The sequence below is a fragment of the Pseudomonas sp. HLS-6 TE3448 genome, assembly GCF_053629555.1.
The window spans coordinates 638,302-661,041 of sequence record NZ_JBRJIO010000001.1 but is presented as its reverse complement, the minus strand read 5'-3'; the positions used below and the strand labels follow the sequence as shown (position 1 = coordinate 661,041).

At 58.2% G+C, this 22,740-nt stretch carries 15 protein-coding genes, 1 other RNA gene and 2 pseudogenes; 9 read left to right on the top strand and 9 right to left on the bottom strand.

Annotated features, from left to right (window positions below; all coding sequences use genetic code 11):
• Window positions 1-136 precede the first annotated feature (136 nt).
• Together AB7M23_RS03105 and AB7M23_RS03100 are read left to right on the top strand one after the other, a co-directional pair.
• Window positions 137-1,393, top strand: a complete 1,257-nt coding sequence (locus AB7M23_RS03105) for an aromatic amino acid transport family protein (RefSeq protein ID WP_099775875.1) — start codon at window positions 137-139, stop codon at window positions 1,391-1,393.
• Between the two features lie 413 nt (window positions 1,394-1,806).
• A complete protein-coding gene (locus AB7M23_RS03100; RefSeq protein ID WP_454240187.1) occupies window positions 1,807-3,363 on the top strand; it encodes a methyl-accepting chemotaxis protein in 1,557 nt (518 codons plus the stop codon).
• A 196-nt stretch (window positions 3,364-3,559) separates the two neighbouring features.
• On the opposite strand, the gene AB7M23_RS03095 is transcribed toward AB7M23_RS03100, so the two are convergent.
• Complete coding sequence (locus AB7M23_RS03095) at window positions 3,560-4,363, bottom strand: HNH endonuclease (protein ID WP_454240186.1); 804 nt, start codon at window positions 4,361-4,363, stop codon at window positions 3,560-3,562.
• A gap of 232 nt (window positions 4,364-4,595) precedes the next feature.
• Between AB7M23_RS03095 and AB7M23_RS03090 the strand changes: the two genes are divergently transcribed.
• The 5 genes from AB7M23_RS03090 (at window position 4,596) to AB7M23_RS03070 (ending at window position 12,397) form a co-directional block, all read left to right on the top strand.
• Window positions 4,596-4,727, top strand: coding sequence for a hypothetical protein (locus tag AB7M23_RS03090; protein ID WP_454242215.1), 132 nt, complete (start codon window positions 4,596-4,598; stop codon window positions 4,725-4,727).
• Between the two features lie 27 nt (window positions 4,728-4,754).
• Entirely contained in the window at window positions 4,755-5,666 is a 912-nt protein-coding gene (locus AB7M23_RS03085) for a restriction endonuclease (RefSeq protein WP_454240185.1), read from the top strand.
• A gap of 666 nt (window positions 5,667-6,332) precedes the next feature.
• The gene (locus tag AB7M23_RS03080; RefSeq protein ID WP_454240184.1) at window positions 6,333-9,179 is read left to right on the top strand and encodes a type I restriction endonuclease subunit R; all 2,847 of its coding nucleotides are present in this window, start codon (window positions 6,333-6,335) and stop codon (window positions 9,177-9,179) included.
• Window positions 9,176-10,768, top strand: coding sequence for a restriction endonuclease subunit S (locus tag AB7M23_RS03075; RefSeq protein ID WP_454240183.1), 1,593 nt, complete (start codon window positions 9,176-9,178; stop codon window positions 10,766-10,768). The genes AB7M23_RS03080 and AB7M23_RS03075 overlap by 4 nt, the downstream gene beginning before the upstream one ends.
• A 153-nt stretch (window positions 10,769-10,921) precedes the next feature.
• On the top strand, window positions 10,922-12,397 hold the full coding sequence (locus AB7M23_RS03070; protein WP_454240182.1) for an N-6 DNA methylase: 1,476 nt from the start codon (window positions 10,922-10,924) through the stop codon (window positions 12,395-12,397).
• Between the two features lie 507 nt (window positions 12,398-12,904).
• Here AB7M23_RS03070 and AB7M23_RS03065 read toward each other — a convergent pair.
• Complete coding sequence (locus tag AB7M23_RS03065; protein ID WP_409281860.1) at window positions 12,905-13,381, bottom strand: BRO-N domain-containing protein; 477 nt, start codon at window positions 13,379-13,381, stop codon at window positions 12,905-12,907.
• Window positions 13,382-13,733: 352 nt separating this feature from the next.
• Between AB7M23_RS03065 and AB7M23_RS03060 the strand changes: the two are divergent.
• Window positions 13,734-13,929 (top strand): annotated as a pseudogene (locus tag AB7M23_RS03060) (hypothetical protein).
• Entirely contained in the window at window positions 13,919-14,203 is a 285-nt protein-coding gene (locus AB7M23_RS03055; RefSeq protein ID WP_454240181.1) for a helix-turn-helix domain-containing protein, read from the top strand. The pseudogene AB7M23_RS03060 and the gene AB7M23_RS03055 overlap by 11 nt, the downstream one beginning before the upstream one ends.
• Before the next feature lie 36 nt (window positions 14,204-14,239).
• Here the strand turns inward: AB7M23_RS03055 and AB7M23_RS03050 are convergent.
• The 7 genes and pseudogenes from AB7M23_RS03050 to AB7M23_RS03020 all read right to left on the bottom strand — a co-directional run.
• Window positions 14,240-14,452 (bottom strand): annotated as a pseudogene (locus AB7M23_RS03050) (integrase); the annotation flags it as partial.
• Between the two features lie 73 nt (window positions 14,453-14,525).
• Window positions 14,526-14,917, bottom strand: a transfer-messenger RNA (tmRNA) gene (gene ssrA, locus AB7M23_RS03045).
• Between the two features lie 124 nt (window positions 14,918-15,041).
• Window positions 15,042-17,852 (bottom strand): FAD-binding and (Fe-S)-binding domain-containing protein, encoded by a 2,811-nt coding sequence (locus tag AB7M23_RS03040; protein ID WP_065758238.1) that lies wholly within the window; start codon window positions 17,850-17,852, stop codon window positions 15,042-15,044.
• On the bottom strand, window positions 17,849-18,520 hold the full coding sequence (locus tag AB7M23_RS03035; RefSeq protein ID WP_099775849.1) for a LutC/YkgG family protein: 672 nt from the start codon (window positions 18,518-18,520) through the stop codon (window positions 17,849-17,851). The genes AB7M23_RS03040 and AB7M23_RS03035 overlap by 4 nt, the downstream gene beginning before the upstream one ends.
• Window positions 18,520-19,974, bottom strand: coding sequence for a LutB/LldF family L-lactate oxidation iron-sulfur protein (locus AB7M23_RS03030; RefSeq protein WP_065758240.1), 1,455 nt, complete (start codon window positions 19,972-19,974; stop codon window positions 18,520-18,522). Before AB7M23_RS03030 ends, AB7M23_RS03035 begins: the two co-directional genes overlap by 1 nt.
• A complete protein-coding gene (locus AB7M23_RS03025; RefSeq protein WP_065758241.1) occupies window positions 19,971-20,795 on the bottom strand; it encodes a (Fe-S)-binding protein in 825 nt (274 codons plus the stop codon). Before AB7M23_RS03025 ends, AB7M23_RS03030 begins: the two co-directional genes overlap by 4 nt.
• A gap of 150 nt (window positions 20,796-20,945) precedes the next feature.
• Window positions 20,946-22,634, bottom strand: a complete 1,689-nt coding sequence (locus AB7M23_RS03020; protein WP_454240180.1) for a lactate permease LctP family transporter — start codon at window positions 22,632-22,634, stop codon at window positions 20,946-20,948.
• Between the last annotated feature and the right edge of the window lie 106 nt (window positions 22,635-22,740).

The following is a 22,740-nucleotide window of genomic DNA, read 5'->3' as shown; positions in this document are numbered from 1 at the left end:
TATTTCAAACACCTTGTGTGATATTTTGCGCGCCGCTCTAGAAATCAAGACACGGAAGTCGTCTCACAAAGGCGGGTTCTGTGACGCACCAGTTCAGGTGCATCCGGTATCAAATACGTAGTGAGTGTGATTGATCATGAGTACATCCCCTAACGCAGCCGCACGAGGCGCGGACCACGCCGAGGCGACTGAGTCCTCAGGCCTGGAGGTCAAACGGCTGACCTTCGTCGAGGCTGTGGCAATGATCGTGGGTACCAACATTGGTGCCGGTGTGTTGTCCATGGCCTATGCCAGTCGCAAGGCCGGCTACATGCCGCTGCTGCTGTGGTTGGCCGTGGCGGGCATATTCACCACCATCTCCATGTTGTATGTCTCGGAAACGGCGCTGCGTACCCGTAGCCATCACCAGCTCAGCGGCCTGGCTCAACGCTATGTCGGCTCGTTCGGTGCCTGGGCAATCTTTCTGTCGGTAGCGGTCAACAGTATTGGCGCATTGATCGCCTACATGAGCGGCAGCGGCAAGATTCTCAGCCAGTTCTTCGGTATCAGCCCTGCGCTGGGCAGCCTGTTGTTCTTCGCCCCTGCGGCGCTGGTGCTGTACTTGGGCTTGAAAGCCATTGGCAAGGGTGAAAAGTTCATCAGTATCGGTATGGTCTCGATGACCCTGGTGCTGGTCGTCGCAACGCTTGTTCATGAGAACACGAACTTCGCCAACCTGCTCGAAGGCGACTGGGTCTACATGATTCCGGTGTTCAACATTGCCGTGTTCTGCTTCTCGGCCCAGTACGTAGTGCCGGAAATGGCCCGTGGTTTCAGCCATGCGCCCAAGCGCCTGCCGGTGGCTGTCATTACCGGCATGGTGATCACCTTCGTGCTGCTGGCCATTGTGCCAATGTCGGTTATCTCGCTGAACGGTCTGGAAAACCAGACGGAAGTTGCGACCCTGGCCTGGGGGCAGGCATTGGGCCAGTGGGCGTTCTACACCGCCAACACCTTTGCCCTGTGCGCGATGATGACCTCCTACTGGGGCCTGGGCGGTAGCTTCCTGACCAACATCTTCGACAAGTTCCCGAAGCTGGGCGCCGAGAGCCATCCAAAGAGCCGCCTGATGGTATTGGCCATCGTTTGCGTACCGCCATTCCTGCTGGCCTATAGCGGTATGGTGGGTTTCGTCAGTGCGTTGTACTTTGCCGGCGTATTCAGTGGTGTGATTCTGTCGATCATGCCGATCCTGATGCTGCGTTCGGCACGCAAATACGGTGACATCGAGCCCGCCTGGAAGTGCGGCTGGATCGCCCATCCTGTGCTGCAGTGCATGGTGGTAGTACTGTACCTGTGCAGCATGCTGTATGCGATTTCCAGCGCGCTGGGTTGGTTGCCATCCGGCTGGTAAGCACCTACGCAAACAACAAAGCCCGCACTAAGCGGGCTTTGTTGTTTCTGGCCTCAAGGGCTGCAGGGTGTTGGTGAAAGGTTTCATCACCTGGCATTGAGCGTGACATGATTTTTGCCTCGACGGAAATTCGACCAAAGCATCGAAGCGGCTGTCTGGCCTCCCGGTTCCTGGGTAAGCGCTGCTTGAGTCGTTGCGGGTGTCACGTAAAAAGCCCCGGGCAGCGTGGCCTGCAAGGCATCAGGCGTGGATTGACATGCCTCGTGGCGCTTAAAAAAATTTCAGACGAGCGGTCTATCCTGCGGGTTATAGCCGCCCTGGAAGGTTTTCTCGGGGTTAAGCAGCAAAGCTTCTGGCCGATAGTCAGGTCACTACTTTTTCAATGTGCACCTGCATTTCTGCCTGGAGTCTTTATGTTCGGCTGGATCAGCAACATCCGTGTCAGCGCCAAATTGGGTTGGGGTTTTGGCCTGGTGTTGGGGCTTACGTTGTTACTGGCTATCACAGGGTGGTATGCGCTCAACACCCTTACCGAGCGTGGCGAGAAGATCGAGAAAATTGCACTGGTCAGCGACTACACCAAAGACCTGCGTATTCAGCGCCTGCGCATGGGGAGCAACCTTCAAGCTGAAGGCTTGAGCCCTTTACAGCAGATTCTGGATAAATTGGCGGCCCACCTGGAAAGCATCGAACATCATTTCGAAGCGCCCGCCGACCTGGACTTGATCCGCCAGCAGCGTCAGTCGATAGATGAGTACCGGCAGATCCTGCAGGCGTTGAGCCAGCCCAACGCGGATACCGCGTCCTTGTTCAAACACATGGCGCAGTTGGGCGATGTGCTCATCAACACCACGCAGCAACTGATCCAGTCGCAAAATGCCAAGCGTGACAGCGATGCAGCGTCTGCCAAGGCCACGCTGAGTATTGTCACCGTACTGGCTATGCTGTTCGGCGTCCTGTCGGCCTGGGTCATTACCCGGCAGATCGTCAACCCGCTGCAGCATACCCTCCAGGTGGTGGAGCGCATTGCTCACGGCGATCTGAGCCAGGATGTGCACGTCAATCGACGCGACGAGTTGGGCCAACTGCAGTCCCGGCTCGACCAGATGACCGTCAGCCTGCGTGAGTTGATCGATGGCATTCGCACCAGTGTGATCCGGGCGACCAGCGCAGCTGAAGAACTGTCAGCAGTGACCGAGCAAACCAGTGCCGGCGTGAACAGCCAGAAAGCTGAGACCGACCATGTCGCCACCGCCATGAACGAAATGACCGCGACCGTGCAGGATGTAGCACGCAACGCCGAAGAAGCCTCTGAAGCGGCCTCCATGGCCGACCAGCAAGCCAGCGAAGGTGAACGCGTCGTGGCCGAGGCCATTGAACAGATCGAGCGCCTTGCCCAGGAAGTGGGGCATTCGGCAGATGCGGTGGGCCATCTGAAGGAACAAAGCGACAAGATTGGCGGCGTGCTGGATGTGATCAAGGCGGTGGCCCAGCAGACCAACCTGCTGGCCCTGAACGCAGCGATTGAAGCCGCCCGTGCTGGTGAGGCCGGGCGTGGCTTTGCCGTCGTGGCCGATGAAGTCCGCCACCTGGCCTTGCGCACCCAGCAATCCACTGAGGAAATCGAGTCCCTGGTCGCCGGCGTACAAAGCAGTACCCAAGCGGTTGCCGTGAGCATGGACAGCAGCCGGCAGATGAGCGAAAGCAGTGTTGAATCCACCCGGCGTGCAGTCACCGCGCTGGAGAACATCACCCGCACAGTCTCCACCATCCAACTGATGAACCAGCAGATTGCCACCGCATCGGAACAACAAAGTGCTGTGGCAGAGGAGATCAACCGCAGTGTGATCAACGTGCGCGACATCTCCGACCAAACGGCGAGTGCGTGTGAAGAGACCGCCTCGTCAAGCATCGAACTGGCACGGCTCGGTCATGAGCTGGAAGTGTTGGTGGGGCGTTTTAAGGTCTGAGCTGAGAGAAACGCCGTCCCTGTCGACACAAAAAGGCACCCAGGCCTATCGCAATTTGTTCGGTAAGCTGCCCAGTAGCACCGTTAGGGGCGTCAGGTGAGGGATTTGCTTGCGGTTTTGGGGCGGTAGCGGAGGGGGCTAATGGTAAGGAGTTGGCCTTGTCGTGAGTTGGTGATCGTTAAGCTAACGAGCACGACTAAGGCTCAACTACCCATCTCCCGCGCAACATTCCTTTAAGCTCATCAACGCTTAGAGTCATATCCCGCTTTCGATGGACCACTGCGTGACAGTTGGCGCACAACGTTACGAGGTCAGTCTCAGGATTAACGGCTTTCTCCCCACCAAAGTCCGAAATCGGTACTACATGGTGAACGTGAATGAAGCCTTTCGCGTGCTCGCCATAAGCTTGTTCGAAATCAAACCCACATGCCTTGCAGTTAAGCCCGTGGATAGCGATAGCCTTCATCCTCAGATCTTTCCGGCGCTCGTAACGGGTTCCAAAGTAGCTTGTCTTGCTGCCTTCATTAGCCGATTCAAAGGTCCATGGATCGTCTTCGGTATTCGGCACAACCGCGTCAGCCTGCGAAGGCAGGGGCTTCGCATGGTTGAGGATGGCATCGTAATCGGATTGGGAAATGGGCCGAACCCCGTCGCGCCAATAGTTACTCACGCGGGTGGTGGGGATAGTCTCCAGGTACGCTCCATCAATTTTTAAGGGGACAGCGCTTTCAAACGGCGTGAAGTTTTCGATCAGTGCAAACAGGTCACCCTTATCACTCCTCCGGTCTGCGTAGACTTTGCCGATGCGTGCCATACCAAAATAATGCGGATCGGCGCTGAGGCGGACGGAAGCAAAGGTTTTGTCCTTGATGCGCCCTTTGTAGTAGATCACTTCGGTTCCCTGAGCGAGCCAGGTTTGATATCGCTTGGGGAAGTGATAGACAGCACCTGTTTCGTCTTGCCACTTCGATGTGTCGTTTTCAACGATGACGACGGGCATTTCATTTCCTCTCGACTGATATCAAAAGCCTACCAAAAAAGAGGAAATTTCCTACAGGATCTTTGACTGATGTGCATCAGTGCTTAACGTCAGCTCTGCGCCAGATCTGCGGGTTGCCGCGGCGCCATCGCTTTAGAATGGCCCCTTGCATGATTCGAGCTTGCTTCAGATGTCCCTTTTTGCGTGGCTTTGGCCGAAGGGTGTCGTGAAGAGGTGTCGCCGCTGTAGTTTCATGACCGGCCATGAGAAGTTATCGTCGGAAGTGTTGGATAACGAAACCAAGAGCCGGGCGATTGCGCTGGTGATTTTGAAGATGCTCAAGACCGCTGCTGCCCACGATGAGAGCCTCGTGAGCGGCGCCTAAAGCGGCCGGGGAGATTAGGGAGTAACAGTGGCAATTCCGGATTTTCAAAGCGTGATGCGGCCTGTGCTGGCCAATGTACAGAACGGTGCGCCGCTGCCGCTCAATGAGTTGCGCGAGCGGGTGTCCGATCAGTTCCAACTGACCGAGGACGAGCGTAAGGAGCGCCTGCCCTCCGGCCATCAGACGGTGATCAACAACCGTGTTGGCTGGGCGCGTACCTACCTGAATAAGGCCGGGCTGCTGTGCATTCCCGCCAAGGGCATGGTGCAGATCACTGTGCGCGGCCTTGATGCCTTGGCCAATGGCCCGGAGCGCATCACGGTGGGCTGGTTGAAGCAGTTCCCCGAGTTCGCGGACTTCCATACCGTCAAACCGCAAGAGCCTGACGCACCTGCCTTGCTGGATGTTGATATTGCCGAAACCACGCCCGACGAGCGGTTGGCAGAGGCGCATCAAGCATTGGTGCAGTCACTCGCAGACGAGCTGTTAGTGCAAGTCCGGGCAGCTACACCCAGTTTCTTTGAACAGTTGGTGGTCGATCTTATGATCGCTATGGGCTACGGCGGCTCGCGCAAGGAAGCCGGCAAGGCGACCCAGGCGACCAATGATGATGGGGTCGATGGGATTATCAAAGAAGACAAACTCGGCCTCGACGTAATCTATCTGCAGGCCAAGCGCTGGACCAACACAGTGCACCGCCCGGAAGTCGACAAGTTTATCGGTGCTTTGACACGCCAGCGTGCCCGCAAAGGCGTGTTTATCACCACGTCGGAGTTCTCCGATGGTGCCCGTACTGCAGCGCTGGGGCTGGACATCAAAGTGGTGCTGATCGACGGTGTTGAGCTGGCACGACTGATGGTGGAGAACAACCTGGGTGTGAGCGTTAAGCGGGTTTATGAAGTGAAGCAGTTGGACAGCGATTATTTCGCGGGGGAGTGACTTGCAACGCCGGTGGCCGGCTCAGCCAAGTAGGTATGAAGTTGGATAACCGCAGATGCGGCATGGGCTGGTGAGGCTAAAGTCGGCATTACCCAGCCAAAACAACCCAGGCGGGCACAAAAAAGGCACTTGCGAGGTTCGCTAAGTGCCTTTTCTGTTTTGCGTATTTGGTGGCCGGGGTGGTCTGAACTCGAGTGATAAGTAATTGATTAGTCAAGTTAATTCCGATTTATAGTTTTTGTTGGAATACCTAATGGAATACCACGCCAAACCTCTCAGTTAACAGGGGAAGCCAGGATAAGTCTTCAACTGTGACGGGCTCAACGAATCCATAATTCATGCCTTCCCTAGGCTTAAACAACTGCTTTCGCCCTTGAGTACCGTTCTCCAAGAGAATTCAAACGTATGGAAGCTGCATCAAATTAATGGGAAAGCGGTGTCCGGTTTTTGTAGGGGTATGTCCACCGGGACTTTTCGGACACGGTAGTGACTCCCGTGGTTGGCGAGGCCACCTCCTAGGTTTTGAGTGCCTCGCGTGCATACGTAATGTTCCCATGGTGTCGGCCCAACGTTCACGGAAATAAGTGGGGATGGCCAGATGCCAACACCCACCCGAACGTATTACCATCGAGCCATTCCCATGGATCGTAGTGGCAAGGCAGCTTTATGACCCTCAACCAAAATCCTGAACAACTCGCTCGTGACAAGATTGACGCACAGCTGGCCGTCGCTGGCTGGGTGGTGCAGCCGAAGAAGAAAATCGACTTTAGCGCCAGCATCGGTGTTGCTGTACGCGAGTACCAGACAAGCGTCGGTCCTGCCGACTACATTCTCTTCATCGAGGGTAAACCGGTCGGAGTGATCGAGGCCAAGCCGGAGACGGCCGGCCATCACATCACCGCCGTCGAGAGCCAGACCGAGGATTATGCCAACGCCCAGCTGAAATGGATCAAGGCCAAAGAACCGTTGCGCTTCCTCTACGAGGCTACCGGCGTCATCACCCGCTTCACCGATGCACGCGATCCTAAGCCCCGCTCGCGTGAGGTGTTCAGCTTCCACCGTCCGGAAACCCTGCGAGAATGGCTCGGCCAGTCCGCCACGCTGCGAGCCCGTTTGCAAGGCATGCCTGAGCTCAATCCGCACAGGCTGCCGGCCAGTGCCTTACGCCTGCGTGACTGCCAGGAAGTTGCGATCAACAACCTGGAAGAGTCCTTCAAAGTTGATAAGCCGCGCGCGCTGATCCAGATGGCCACTGGGGCCGGCAAGACCTACACCGCCATAACCGCCATCTACCGCTTGGTCAAATATGCAGGGGCCAAACGTGTTCTGTTCCTGGTTGATACCAAGAACCTCGGAGAGCAAGCCGAGCAGGAAATGATGAGTTACCTGCCCATCGATGACAGCCGCAAGTTCACCGAGTTGTACCCGGTCCAGAGGCTCAAGTCGGGCTACATCGCCAAGGACAGCCTGGTTTGTGTGAGCACAATCCAGCGCATGTACTCCATCCTCAAGGGCGAGGAGCTTGACGATTCTATTGATGAGCTGAGCCCGGCAGAGCAGTTGACCCAGCCAAAGCAACCCATGCCTGTAGTTTATAACCCGGCCATCCCGCCGGAGTTTTTCGATTTCATTTTCATCGACGAATGTCATCGTTCCATTTACAACCTGTGGCAGCAAGTGCTCGACTACTTCGACGCCAGCCTGATTGGACTCACCGCTACCCCCGATAATCGTACTTACGGCTTCTTTAAAAAGAACGTGGTCAGCAACTATGACCATGAAAAGGCGGTCGCTGATGGCGTCAATGTCGGTAACGAGGTCTACCTAATCGAAACTGCCGTCACCAAACAGGGCGGCCAGCTCAAGGCTGAGCAGCAAGTGGAACGGCGCGAGCGACTGACCCGGCGCAAGCGCTGGGAGCAGCAGGACGAGGACGAGGCCTATAGCAACAAGCAACTCGACCGCGACATCGTCAACCCCGATCAGATCCGCACCGTCATTCGTACCTTCCGCGACAAGCTACCTGTGATTTTCCCCGGTCGCTACGAGGAAGATGGCCACTTTCAGGTGCCCAAGACTCTGATTTTCGCCAAGACCGACAGCCATGCTGACGACATCATTCAATGCGTGCGCGAGGAGTTCGGCGAAGGTAACGCCTTTTGCAAGAAGGTCACTTACCGGGTTGCCGATGGCCGCAAGGATGCGCAGGGTAACGTTATCGAGGAGGGCGAAGATCCTCGTTCTGTCCTCGGCCAGTTCCGAAACGAGTACAACCCGCGCATTGCCGTCACCGTAGATATGATCGCCACCGGCACCGACGTAAAGCCGCTCGAGTGCTTGCTGTTCATGCGGGACGTGAAGAGCCGCAACTACTTCGAGCAGATGAAAGGACGCGGCACCCGCACCCTCGAGAAGGACGACCTACAGAAGGTCTCGTCTGCAGCGAAGACAGCCAAGACCCACTACACCATCGTTGATGCCATCGGCGTCACCAAATCGCTGAAGACCGCCAGCCAGCCACTGATTACTAAGCCCAGCGTACCGTTCAAGGATCTCGCCATGGGCGTGATGCTTGGCGCCAGCGACAGCGATACCGTCAGCTCCCTGGCCGGGCGACTGGCGCGGCTAGCCAAGCAGCTGGAGCCAGACGAACACAAGAAAGTGGAGGCGCACACTGGCGGCAAGCCGCTTAGCCACATTGTTGCCCGGCTGTTCAATGCCATTGACGCCGACCTGGTAGAAGCCCGAGCCTTGGATCTGGCCGAACAACCCCTCGGCAGCAATCCCGGCGAGGCACTGCGCGACCAAGCCCAGGCCGAGCTGGTCAAAGAGGCTGCCACATCACTCAACGGTGAGTTGATCGAGCTGCTCAATAGCATCCGTCGAGAGCGCGAGCAGGTGATCGACCACGAAACCCTGGACGAGGTACTACATGACGGCTGGCAGGCCGACAGCCTAGAAGTCACCCGTCAGCAGGCTGACGATTTTAGCGCCTGGCTACTGGCGCACCGCGACGAGCTGGAGGCGTTGACCATCTACTTCAGCGCGCCGCAGCGCCGCCGCGAAGTGACCTTCGAGCAACTGCGTTCTGCGCTCGACGCTCTCAAAGCCGACCATCCCAAGCTGGCACCGCTGCATGTCTGGCATGCCTATGCCCGGCTGGAGGAGTACAAGGGCAAGCACCCAGTGAGCGACCTGACCGCGCTTGTGGCGCTGATTCGCCGTGTCTGCGGGCTGGACGACAAGCTGACGCCTTTCGAGGAAACAGTGGCGCGTAACTTCAAGCAGTGGATCTTCAAGCGCCACGCCGGCAAGGGCGAGAAGTTTAACGAGCAGCAGATGCAGTGGCTGCAGATGATCCGCGATCACATCGCCAGCTCAGTACATATCGACACCAGGATGTTAAGCTTCGCGCCATTTGACCGAGCCGGCGGGCTGGGCGAGTTCTACGAACAGTTTGGCGACGCTTACGAGGCGGTGCTGGATGAGATCAATGAGGCGTTGGTGGCGTGAAGATTGAATTAGTAGAGAAAATTTCGGGTAAGGAGATCCGCAGCTTGCCTGCCAGTTGGGAACAGGTCCGGCTTCCCGAAATAGCAGCCATCAACCCAACCCTGGACAAGTCGGAGATTGAGGATGACCTCCTGGTTTCCTTTGTCCCTATGCCAGCCGTGGAAGCCGAAACCGGCGGGATAGATGTAAATACCCTCCGGAAGTTTGCAGAGGTCAAGAAAGGCTATACCGGCTTTCTGGAAGGCGATGTGCTGTTTGCCAAAATCACGCCGTGCATGGAAAACGGCAAGATGGCCGTGGTGCCTGCGCTGAAAAACAATCTTGGCTTTGGCTCTACCGAATTTCATGTGCTGCGCCCGGCAGGCAGTATCAGTCCGGCCTACCTCTACTACTTCTTTTCATCCAAAGCCTTCCGGATTGAGGCCGAGCGCAACATGACCGGCGCTGTCGGTCAGCGTCGTGTACCAACCACTTACCTCGAGCACAGTGAAGTCCCACTCCCACCTGCTGCTGAGCAACAACGTATCGTCGCCAAACTCGAAGAACAGCTCTCCGAGCTGGACAAGGGCGTGGAAAACCTGCGCACCGCCCAGCAACAGCTCAAGGTCTACCGTCAAGCTCTGCTCAAGTACGCCTTCGAGGGCAAGCTGACCGCCGAATGGCGGGCACAGAATCCCGACAGGCTGGAAAACGCCGAAGCGTTGCTGGCGCGCATCCAGCAGGAGCGTGAGGCACGCCATCAGCAGCAGCTAGTGGAGTGGGCGGAAGCACAGCAGGCTTGGGAAGCCGCCGGCAAGACCGGCAACAAGCCGGCCAAGCCCAAGGAGCCGAAAGTACTGCCGCCACTGACGGCTGATGAACTAGCAGAGTTGCCGGAGCTGCCGCAGGGCTGGGCTTGGCTGAAAGTCCATCAACTCTGCGAGGTTGTTCGAGGAGGATCACCCCGCCCAGCAGGCGACCCCAAGTTCTATGATGGAAATATCCCTTTTCTTAAAGTTGCCGACCTTACCAAGGATTCTTTTCCATACTTGACAAGCTACACATACACAATAAAAGAGGCTGGACTTAACAAAACCCGACAAATAGCTCCAAATACACTGCTTCTGTCAAATAGCGGTGCAACCCTTGGTGTCCCTAAGATATGCCTGATTTCAGCAACAATGAATGACGGCGTGGCCGCCTTCCTTGGGCTTCCTCAAGATTGTCTTCTCTATCATTATTATTTCTGGCAGAGCCAAACACAGCGCTTGCGGAACATTGATCAGGGCGCAGCGCAACCGAACTTAAATACTGACCTTATCAAAGGAACAGCCATTCCAGTCTGCTCGCCCGCCGAGAAAGCTATCCTGACACTGAAAATGGAAGCAGCCCTTTCTGGAGCTGACCAACTTGATCAAACCATCACCACCACCCTGCAACAGGCTGAAGCCTTGCGGCAGTCCATCCTGAAAAAGGCCTTTTCCGGCAAGCTTGTGCCGCAGCACCCCGGCGACGAGCCAGCCAGACTGTTGCTGGAGCGCATCCGCGCCGAGCGCACCGCCCTAGAGCCCACTACAAAGCGTGGGCGCAAGGTCGCCAAACCGATATGAGCCAACGGCCGACCGCATCCTTTCGGACTGACCACTAAAGGTCAGGCGTATCTCCATCGTTGTCCAGGCCGTGAGCAGGCAGACTGAGATGGTGGTTGCCCTGCTGGATGATGATGACGAAGACTCTGATCACGAAAAAATTGAGGTTGCTGAATGAGCACTGATGCTATCGTCTCCAAGGTTTGGAGCTTCTGTACCACCCTACGCGACGACGGCGTGGGTTACGGCGACTATCTGGAGCAACTGACCTACCTGATCTTCCTAAAGATGGCCGACGAGTACGCCAAACCACCCTACATGCGCGATATTGGCATTCCCAAGGGCTATGACTGGCCAAGCTTGCTGGCGAAGCGCGGCGCCGAGCTGGAAGTGCATTACGTCACAACGATGATGCTGCTCGGCGGCACGCCGGGCATTCTCGGACAGATCTTCGCCAAGGCACAGAATAAGATCCAGGACCCGGCCAAGCTGACCCGTCTGATTGCTATGATCGATGAAACGCGTTGGGTCAAACTGGGTGAAGACGTAAAGGGTAAGATCTACGAAGGCCTGCTGGAGAAGAACGCCGAAGACACCAAGTCCGGTGCAGGGCAGTACTTCACCCCGCGCGCTCTAATTCGCGCCATAGTCGAATGCGTGCGCCCGCGGCCGGGTAAGACCATCGCCGACCCGGCCAGCGGTACGGGTGGTTTCTTCCTGGCAGCCTATGAATACCTGGCAGCCAACCCAGCTCTAAACCAAGAGCAGAAAGTATTCCTCAAGACTTCGACCTTCCACGGGAACGAAATTGTTGCCAGCACTCGCCGTCTGTGCTTGATGAACATGCTATTGCACAACATCGGCGAGATCGACGGCCAGAGCAGCATTTCTCCCAACGATGCGCTGATAGCCGACGATGGCCGTCGCTTCGACTATGTGCTTGCTAACCCTCCGTTCGGCAAGAAAAGCTCGATGAATTTTACCAACGAGGAAGGCGAAGACGAAACCGACGAGCTGACCTACAACCGCCAGGACTTCTGGGCAACCACTTCGAACAAGCAGCTTAATTTTCTTCAGCACATTCGCACGATCCTCAAAACCACCGGTCAGGCGGCCGTGGTGCTACCGGACAACGTACTGTTCGAGGGGGGGGCCGGCGAAACGGTGCGTAAGAAACTACTGGAAACCACCGACCTTCATACGATCCTGCGTTTGCCCACCGGCATTTTCTACCGCCCAGGCGTTAAGGCTAACGTGCTGTTCTTCGACAACAGGACTGCCCGTAAGGAGCCATGGACTCGGGAGGTGTGGATCTATGACTACCGCACCAACATCCACCACACGCTGAAGAAGAAGCCGCTGCGCTTCGACGATCTGAAGGACTTCATCGCCTGCTACCATCCGGAGAATCGCCAAGAGCGGCAGGAAACCTGGCACGAGACAAACAATCCCGAAGGCCGCTGGCGCAAGTACAGCCTTGAGCAGATCCTCGCCCGCGATAAGACCAGCCTCGACATCTTCTGGCTCAAGGACAAGTCGCTGGTCGACCTGGAGAATCTGCCCGAGCCGGACGATCTGGCCGAGGAAATCATCGAGAACGTCGAGGCGGGGTTGAACTGCTTTCGGGCGATTCTCAAGGGCATCGCGTAGCACCGATCAGAAAAGGAACTATTCACATGAGCAGGTAGAGTAATCCAGATGCCGTGTTCGATTAGGAAACCTACGCGAAGGCCAAGCCGCTGTTCATCGCAGCCGTTATCAATCTGAATGATATTCGCCTCGACCTGCGCGAGACGATTATCGCTGAGGTTCATATGATGGTGGAGCGCTTCTGAGCCGAAACAGCGCAGAATATGAGGCTCTATGTCGTGCGCTTCCACCAAGTTAGGTGGGCTTACCTGGCCTGATGACCGCTTGTCGTATTTTTTTGTGAGCCCCTGAGGGCGCGAAGGCAAAGCCTTCCTGTCCTCAGGGGCTTGGCTTTAAAAGCCCAGCGACAGCAGAAAAATAGTGGCGACTGTCGCCACGGGGGAAATACGGGAGGCTTTTTGCTCTGGCCTGACGCATATAGAAGGGGGGCAAACTTTCGAGATGTTCCGCGCCACTGCTGCCTATGACAGTGGCACGGCGTCGTGAGATGGACCGTAAGAGGTCAATTTAACGACTGAGTCCGTTGGCATGCTCGACTGAAGGCATCAGCACTGGCATATCCCGCCATTGAATCCAGGCGGTGTTTTGCCAATGCAAAAGACTCACGGAATGACCCGCCCAATGCAGCGTGGTGAGCGTTGGCCCATTCTCTGCTGTGGAGGCTGTGGTTCTTCGTAGTGCGGGGATGACGTCATGCGTCAACCACTGCCGAAGGTTTCGATTTTCAGGGATCTGGTGATAGACCATGAGCGCATACATGCCGGACTCGCTCACCATCAACGTATCCTGAATTTCCCCGTGGTAGTTCAGCGAGAGAACACGATACTGGTCGGTGTCGAGTTTGCGAATGAGGCGCTCGTTCAGGGAGTAGCCCATAAGCCTGCCGAGATCGACAACGCTAAACCAGGCTTGAGCATCGAGTATCAATGCATGGATGAAACGATTGTTGCGCGTGAACCGCGTGGGTTCGAAATGCTCGTTCATTTTGAATTTTCCACTAGAGGTGATAACACCGCCTCCTGACGCCAATCAGGGTGGGCGGAACCGTATGGGTTGGCGTACCGGCTAGTTGGACCCCGGCGCATCCGAAGATGCCCACATACGGCCCGCCCATAACAGGCAACCACATGCAGGACACGAAAAAGCCGCGACAGCGGCTTTTGTGTCTTCCGAACCAGACAGGACGCCAATCCTGTATCGCTAATGGGTAGCGATGTATAGACCTTACTGCTTGATGCCTGCAAGAGCAAGGTCCTGGAGGCGCTGGTGCTCGGCATTGCAAGCATCCGACCAGCGAACCTTGCACCGCTATACGGCCTTGCCGTATGTTTTTATCATGTACACGATCATCGAAACTGAGATATTCGAGCGTTACGCCGAATCAATCTGGTGTGATGACGAACGCTAGGAATTCATCACTTGGTTGGCGGCAAACCCGCTGGCTGCTGATCGCTTACACCAAGGCGAAGTTCGACAACTTGCCGACAGCCTTCCTGAATCAATTGAAAGAGGAAATCAGTAATGGACCATGAAATGGAAAGCTTTCAGAAGGACTTGCTGGCTTCGGTACGTCAAATCAAGGCTGGCAAGGCCGCACGCACAACCGAGGTGAAGCTTTCGGCTGCGGCTGAGGCCCGGGCCAAAGTCGGCGTGTCTCAAAGTGCATTTGCGGAGCTACTGGGCGTCAGCCTGCGCACGCTGCAGGATTGGGAGCAAGGTCGTCGGCGACCTGCCGGTGCGGCACAGACCCTGTTGCGGGTTGCCAGCCAGCACCCGGAAGCGTTGCGAGACCTCCAGGCCATCTGACAGCCAGTTCCATCACCGCCAGCGACGGTTGTCCGATCAACGAATCGGTACGACGTTACCGCTTCGGTCGCTATGGATAGCCGTAACCGATAGATCGCCTGTTGCCGCTTTTTGGATGTACTCGCTCCACCAAACTATCATCGGGCGCCGGCGCTCGATGTAGTCCGCTCGGTTGTACGCGCTTCGGACTTCGGCTTTATCGACGTGGGCGAGGGCGACTTCGATCAACTCCGGGGCCCATCCATGTTCGCAATAAAAAAGCCGTAAAGCTTTGATTTCTCTAGGCTTTACGGCTTTTCTGGGTCTTCCTGGGAAGACAAATTGGTGGAGCCGGGGGGATTTGAACCCCCGTCCGCCAGTACTCCGCTGTCGGTACTACATGCTTAGCCGTGTCTATTAAGTTAACCCTCAGCGGCCCGACGGGCAGGGTGCATTGGGCGAGTTGTGTAAGTTTTAGCCACTTCGTCCACAACGTACTACGCGGCGATCCTGTTCTGTATGACAATCACTTCGGGTTTACAGGCATCCCCTGGTGATTGCTGGAGCCGAAGCTACCAGAAGAGCGGGCTCAGCTGCTTACGCAGCGAGAGCGTAGCCCTCGTAGGTTTCGTCATTGGCAACTATAGAAAGTTGCAACAGTGGATTTACGAGTTCTGTTACCAACTCGGCATGCACCTAGAGTTTCGCTACCGGCGTCGAATCCTAATCGGCCCCATTTGCTGCTCTAGCTGGAACGCTTTCTAGGCGTTCACAGGGGAGTATACGCTTTCGCTGGGGTAACGTCGACTGTCTGCTGGCACCATGGATCGCCGGCCAGGCTGGCGATCCATGGTTGCACTCAGATAGCGCGCGCCCGTGTGACTCGGTCCACCAGGTAAACCAGGCCGTGGTAGTCGATACCGCCATGGTTGGACAGCCCTATTTCACAGGTGCGGCTGGTGGAGATCCCTTCGCTGCAATGCTGCACGGCATCCTTCAGGCTGCGCAGTGAGTGGGCATTGAGCTCCGGTGTGGTAAAGCCCTTGTCGCCAGCGAAACCACAGCAGTGAATGCCTTCCGGAATCACCACCTGCTTGCTGCAGCGCCGCGCCAGGTCGATCAGTGCCTGGCTTTCGCCCAGGTGCTGGGTGCTGCAGGTCACGTGGACGGCAATCGGTTCGTCCTGCGGTGTGAACTCCAGTTTGTCGACCAGGTGGGTGCGTATGAAGCGCACAGGGTCGTACAGGTCCAGTCGTGTGTCGGCCAGGTCCTGAACCAGGCGCAGGGTGCAGGGGCTGGTGTCGCAGTAGATGGGGTCGAGCCCGCCGCGGCTGGCATGCAGCAGTGCGCTGATGAGTTCCTGGCGTTTGTGCTCGGCCTGTTCTGCGTAGCCCTTGGAGGCAAACGGCTGGCCGCAGCAGAGGCCGTCCTGATTCTCGGGGAAGACCACCTGGTAACCGGCCTTTTCCAGCAGCGCACGGGTTTTGTCCAGCAGTGAGGTCTGCTCACGGTCGCCCGCGGCTGGGCCCATGACCCGCGAAACGCAGGCGGCCAGGTACACCACGCGGGGGCGGGCATCGTGGCTGCTCGGGCTGAAACGCATGGCTTTGAGCGGCTGCGGCATGGCTGCCGTCCACTGCGGTATACGGCCCTTGCTGAGCTCGCTCAGTGTGTTGCTGATACGGGCCAGGCGCGGCGCGCCGAGCAGCTTGCGTGCCGTATCGGCGGCCATCAGGGTCAGGCGGGCTCCGCTGAGCGCCGAGTGGAAGTGCTCGGCCAGCCAGTCCGCTGTTTTTACATGCTGTGCGGCCTGGCCGCGAAGTTTCTTCACCAGTTCGCCCGTGTTGATGCCTACCGGGCAACGCTGTGCGCACAGGCCGGTAGCGGCACAGGTATCGATGCCTTGGTACTGGTAGTCGCGCTCCAGTTCTCGGGTATCAATGCCGGCGCGCTTCTTGGCCTGGATGTCACGCCACATGACGATGCGTTGACGTGGGCTGAGGGTCAGCCCCTTGGACGGGCAGACCGGCTCGCAGAACCCGCACTCGATGCACTTGTCGACGATTTCGTCGGCCGCCGGCAACGGCTTGAGGTTCTTCAAGTGGATCTGTGGGTCTTGGCTGAGCACTACATCCGGGTTGAGGATGCCGTTGGGGTCAAGCAGGCGCTTGAGCGACCACATCAGTTGGTAGGCGTCCTCGCCCCATTCCAGTTCGACGAACGGTGCCATGTTGCGCCCGGTGCCGTGCTCGGCCTTCAGCGAGCCGCCGAACTCGACGGCCACCAGGTGCGCCACGTCGTCCATGAACGCCTGGTAGCGTGCGACTTCCTCGGCGCTGTTGAAGCCTTGGGTGAAGACGAAGTGCAGGTTGCCTTCCAGTGCATGACCAAACAGGATCGCTTCGTCGTAGTGGTGTTTGTCGAACAGGGCGATCAGGCGGTTCACGCCGATGGCCAGTTGTTCCACCGGGAAGGTCACGTCTTCGATGATTACCGTCGTGCCGGTTTTGCGCACGGCGCCGACGGCCGGGAAGGTGTCTTTACGAATAGCCCAGAGCTTGGCGTTTTCTTTGGCGTCTTCGGTGAAGTCCACCTGCTTTTCCACCGGAAACGGTGCCAGCGAGGCCATGATCTGTGCAAGCTGCTCATGCAGCAGTGCCTGGCTGGCGGCGCGCGACTCGATCAGCAGCGCGCAGGCGCTTTCCGACAGTTGCTGGACGAAGGCCGGCATTCCCGGCTTGTCTTGCACTGAACGCAGGCTGCGACGGTCAAGCAGCTCGACGGCTGAAACGGGCTGGCTCTTCAGGACGCTGACGGCGGTGCAGCAGGTCTCCACATCCGGGAAGACGATCAGAGCCGAAGCCTTGTGCGGGTGGTCGATGACGGTGTCGTAGGTGACCGCACTGATGAAGCCCAAGGTACCCTCGGAGCCGACCATCAGGTGGGAGAGGATATCCAGCGGCTGGTCGTAGTCGATCAGGGCATTGAGCGAGAGACCGGTGGTGTTCTTCAGGCGGTATTTGTGGCGGATTTTCGCAGCCAGTTCGGTGTTGGCGCGTGTCTCGCGGCCAAGCCGTGCGAGTTCGTCCAGCAGTGCGGCGTGGCTCTGCTCGAAGGCGCGGACACTGGCTGGGTCTTCGCTGTCCAGGCGCGTGCCATCGGCCAGCACCAGGCGCATGCCGGCCAGCGTGTGGTAGGTGTTCTGGGCGGTGCCACAGCACATGCCGCTGGCGTTGTTGGCAACGATGCCGCCGATCTTGCAGGCGTTGATCGAGGCCGGGTCAGGGCCGATCTTGCGCCCGAAGGGGGCCAGCCAGGCGTTTGCCTGCGCGCCAATCACTCCGGGTTGCAGACGGATCTGCTGGCCCTGGGTGCGGATTTCGCGCCCGTTCCAGTTGTCGCCCAGGACGATCAGCACCGAGTCGCTGATGGCTTGCCCGGACAGGCTGGTGCCCGCCGCTCGGAAGGTCACTGGCACGTGGTCACGTTGAGCCAGTTTGAGCAGGGCGACCACTTCATCCTCAGACTCGACACGAATCACCAGCTTGGGGATCAGTCGATAGAAACTGGCGTCGGTACCGAAGGCTAACGTTGAGGTTGGATCATCGAAGCGGCGGTCCTTGGGGATCAGCCGCTGAACGTCGTGCAGAAACGTGGCAGGTAGGCTCATTGGTCCTCCAGGATCAACACCACCAGGTCTTTCGGGCCGTGGGCGCCGTAGGCCAGTACCTGCTCGATGTCGGCTGTTTTCGAGGGGCCGGAGATCAGCAGGGCGTTGGTCGGCATGCCGGCGGCCCAGGAAAACTTCTGTTGGACCTCGTAGAAGTTGTCATGGATTTCGCTGGCCTTGAGCAGGGCGAAATGCACCGGCGGCACCAGGCTCATCAAGCGTGGTTCCTGTGGGGTTGGCCAGACGATCAGGCTGCCAGTCGCGGCGATCGCGCCCAGGGTGCCGGTGAGGCTGGCCGGTGTGTCATTGAACAGCTCGGCTTTCCACTCTTCCACGGGCCGGTCGTAGGCCTTGAGTGGCGGCAGGTCGCCGCATTGCTGCCAGTAGGCCGACAGCTGCTGGCCATGAGCCGTGGCCGGGGCGATCAGCAGGCTGGGCAGTTGGCGTTCGCGCATCAGTTGCGCCACGCGCTGCGGCCAATCGGCAGCGGTCGTCAGGTGGATTTCGGTATGCACCGCTTCCATCAACTTGCGCAGTTGGGCAATGCGTTGCTCGGGAGCATAGCGCCAAGGTTCGGTGACCAGCGCTTCATCGAAATTGTCGGCCAGCGGTGTGGTGCCGCTGAGGCTCTTGCGCAGTTTGGCGAGGATGTTCTGTTTTGCGCTCATCAGTGCTTGTCCTGCTTGGCCAGGTGTTCACGCGCCAGCTCATGCAGCGAGCGGGCAGCCGGTTTCGGGGCGCTGTGGTTCTGTGTCCAGGGGCCGACGTTGTTCGGCACCCACTGGCGCAAGCGGGTAGCGAAGAAACCGAACAGGCGGTAAAGCCCTGGCGATGTATTCAGGCGAACCCAGAAGTTCCAGATCATCCGTTCCTTGCGTGAGTACTTGCTGCCTTGGCCACGCATGACTTGATGCGGGCTGTCCGGCGCTTTCACGTTTTCTTCGCGCAAGCGGCGCAGCAGGGCTGGAATCGGGATCTTCACCGGGCAAACTTCACCACAGGCACCGCACAGCGATGACGCGCTCGGGTGGTCTGGAACCTTGGCCAGGCCGACCATGTGAGGGGTGATGATCTTGCCGATAGGGCCGGGGTAGACCTCACCGTAGGTATGGCCACCAATGCGGGTGTAGACCGGGCAATGGTTCATGCAGGCGCCACAGCGGATGCAGTTCAGGGTCTGGCGCAGTTCGCTGTCGGCGAAGGCCTGGCTGCGGCCGTTGTCGAGCAGCACCAGGTGGACTTCCTGTGGGCCGTCGAGCTCTTCTGCCTTGCGTGGGCCGGAGATCATGTTGACGTAGGTGGTGATCGGCTGGCCGAGTGCGGAGCGGGTCAGCAACGACAGCAGCGGCACCACATCGCGCAGGTTCTCGACCACTTTTTCGATGCCGGTCACGGCAATATGCACCGGCGGCACGGTGGTAGACATACGCCCGTTGCCTTCGTTTTCTACCAGCAGCAAGGTGCCGGTTTCGGCAACCGCGAAGTTCACCCCGGAGACGCCGACATCAGCCTCGAAGAACTTCTCACGCAGTACCCGGCGGCCGATCTGAATAAGTTGGTCAACGTCCTTGGTGTACTCCACGCCAAGTTTGTCGTGGAACAAGGACGCGACCTGGCCGGCATTCTTATGGATTGCCGGCATAATTATATGAGAAGGCTTCTCGTGGTCGAGCTGGACGATGAACTCGCCCATGTCCGATTCCAGGCATTCAATACCCTGTTCAGCGAGGACATGGTTCATCTCCATTTCTTCGCTGACCATCGATTTGCCCTTGATCACTTGCCGGGCCTCGTGAGCCCGGATGATCGAGAGGACGATGCCATTGGCTTCGTCCACCGTTTCCGCCCAGTGTACCTTCACACCATTGCGAGTCAGGTTCTGCTCAAGCTGCTCGAGCAAGTCGGGCAGCTTGGATAATGCGCGAGCGCGAATGGCGTTACCCAATGCGCGCAGATGCTCACGTTCATGAGCATCACTGAACGCCACGGCGCGCTTGGTCATCAGCGAGTCCATGGCGCTGCGGAAGTTGTTCCGCAGTTGTTGATCGCCCAGGGCCTTGTGAGCCCGAGCGCGAAAATCGTCCTGCACCTCGACGGTCGGAATCAGCGATGGCGTGCTCATTGACCACCCCCGGTACGTTGCCAGAGGAAGCTGGCCAAGTGTTGACCGCGCAGCGCTTCACGCTGTTTTTCCAGGGCGCCGTTGATGTTCATCAGGCAACCGCAGTCGGCGCTCACCACCTGGTGGGCACCGGAGTCTTTCAGGGCGCGGGTCTTGTCTGCGACCATTGCACCGCTAATGTCTGGCATACGGACGCTGAAGGTGCCGCCAAAGCCACAACATTCGCTTTCATGGTCGTGTTCGACCCGTTCCACATTACCCAGTTGTGCCAGCAGCGCACGACCGTGTACATGGGTGTTCATTTCCCGGCGTGCCGAGCATGAGGTATGCAGCGCCACTTTGACCGGATTACCGCTGTCCTGCAGTTGTACCTTGCACACATGCAGGAGGAATTCGGCCAGCTCATAGGTACGCGCCGCAAGCGCCTTGACCTGTTGCAGTGTGGCAGGTTCGTCGTGGAACAGGTCCGCATAGTGTTCGCGAATCATGCCCGCACACGAGCCAGACGGGACGACCACCGGATAATCGCCGGCAAACAGCGCCAGTTGTGCCCTGGCCACTTCCCGGGCCTGCTCGGTGTAACCGCTGGTGTAAGCCGGTTGACCACAGCAGCTCTGGCCTTGGGGGTACTCGACACGAATGCCCTCACGCTCCAGCAGGCGGATCGCGTCCATGCCCGCTTCCGGGTAGAACAGATCGACCACACAGGTACCGAACAGGTAGACCTTCGCGGGTTTGTGTTGTGGGTATTCCCGTGGTTGGGGCAGTGGCGGTGCGACGCGGGTGGCGTTAGGCACGGCGTTGTAAAACAGGTCGCTCATCAGGCGTGTCTCCGGGTGGGCCCGGTTATCCATCCTGCGTGCTGCCGGCACTTTATCCAGCGAAGCTTTCGGCAACCTTGCAGGCGGGGTTGTTGAACAACTGGCGCGAGCGTGCCCGCGCCAGGTTTATTGCATCAAGCGTAACGTGAATCAGTGCACCAGCATGCCGGTCAGCCAGTACGCCTGGATCAGGGTGATCAGGCCGACGATGGTGGCAAAGAACAGGCTGTGCTTAAGCGTGAAGCGGAACAGGTCCGACTCTTTGCCGACCAGGCCGGTGGCGGCGCAGGCGACAGCGATGGACTGTGGCGAAATCATCTTGCCGGTAACGCCGCCGCTGGTGTTGGCCGCAACCAGCAGGGTGTCGTTGACCCCGATCTGGTGTGCGGTGGTGGCTTGCAGCGAGCTGAACAGCGCGTTGGACGAGGTGTCCGAACCGGTCAGGAACACGCCCAGCCAACCCAGGAACGGCGAGAAGAACGGGAACGCAGCGCCTGTACCGGCCAGCACCAGAGCCATCGTCGAGGACATGCCCGAGTAGTTGGTGACGAAGGCAAAGGCCAGCACCATGCCAATCGAAAGAATGGGCCAGCGCAGCTCGTAGAAGGTCTCTTTCAAAGTGGTCAGACCAGTTTTGATGTTGATCTTCAGTACCAGCATCGAGATCAGGGCAGAGAAGAAAATCGCCGTACCGGTGGCCGAGATCGGGTCAAGTTTGAACACCGCCGGGATCGCCGTTGGGTTGGCAACGATCGGTGCGCTCTTGATGACCAGTTGATCCAGGTGCGGGATGGCAAAGTTGAACACCCAGCTGTACATCGAGCCGCCAGCGGCGAACATCGCCTTGAACGGCTTCAGGGTCCAGATGGTGACCAGCACGGTGAGGATCAGGAACGGCGACCAGGCTTTGAAAATTTCACCCAGGCTGTAAGGCGACGGCTGGGTCGTGCGTGGCTGACCAAAGCCGCCAGCGCTCTGAACTGCAGCCGCGCCTACGCTGGCGTTGGCTGTTGCGAACGAGCGCTTGGGCTGCCAGACCTTCAGGAACAGGGTCAGGGAGATCAGGCTGGCCAAGGCCGAGGTGATGTCCGGCAGTTCCGGGCCGATGAAGTTGGAGGTGAAGTACTGAGTGACGGCGAAGCTCAGGCCGGCGACCAGCGCTGCTGGCCAGGTCTCTTTGACGCCGCGCAGGCCGTCCATCATGAACACCAGCCAGAACGGTACGAACATCGACAGCAGTGGCAGTTGACGACCGGTCATGGCGCCAATCTTGAACGCGTCGATGCCGGTGACTTGTCCGGCCACGATGATCGGGATGCCCAAGGCGCCGAATGCTACTGGCGCGGTGTTGGCGATCAGGCACAGGCCGGCAGCGTAGAGCGGGTTGAAGCCCAGGCCTACCAGCAACGCTGCGGTGATGGCCACAGGTGCGCCGAAGCCGGCCGCACCCTCAAGGAACGCACCGAAGCAGAAGCCAATCAGCAGCACCTGCAGGCGTTGGTCGTCGGTAATCGACAACACCGAGCTGCGGATGACTTCGAACTGACCGCTCTTGACCGTCAATTTGTACAGGAAGACGGCGGCGACGATGATCCAGGCAATGGGCCACAGGCCATAGGCAAAGCCATAGCCGGCAGCGGCGAACGCCATGTCGGCAGGCATCTGGAACGCAATGATCGCTACCAGGATCGACAACGCCAGGGTAATGCTGCCAGCGATGTGGCCTTTGAGGCGGAATACGGCCAGAGCCAGGAAGAAGAACACGATGGGGATGACTGCCGCCATAGCGGACAAGCCAAGACTGCCAAGCGGACTGTAGATCTGTTGCCAGGTTTGCATATGGGGTGGCCCCTAATTGTTGTTGGTCGTGCGCTGACAGTTGGTTAATTGGTAATACCAATTTACAATGTCGTGGCGCTAGGTTAAAAGCCGTGCCGGGGGTGTG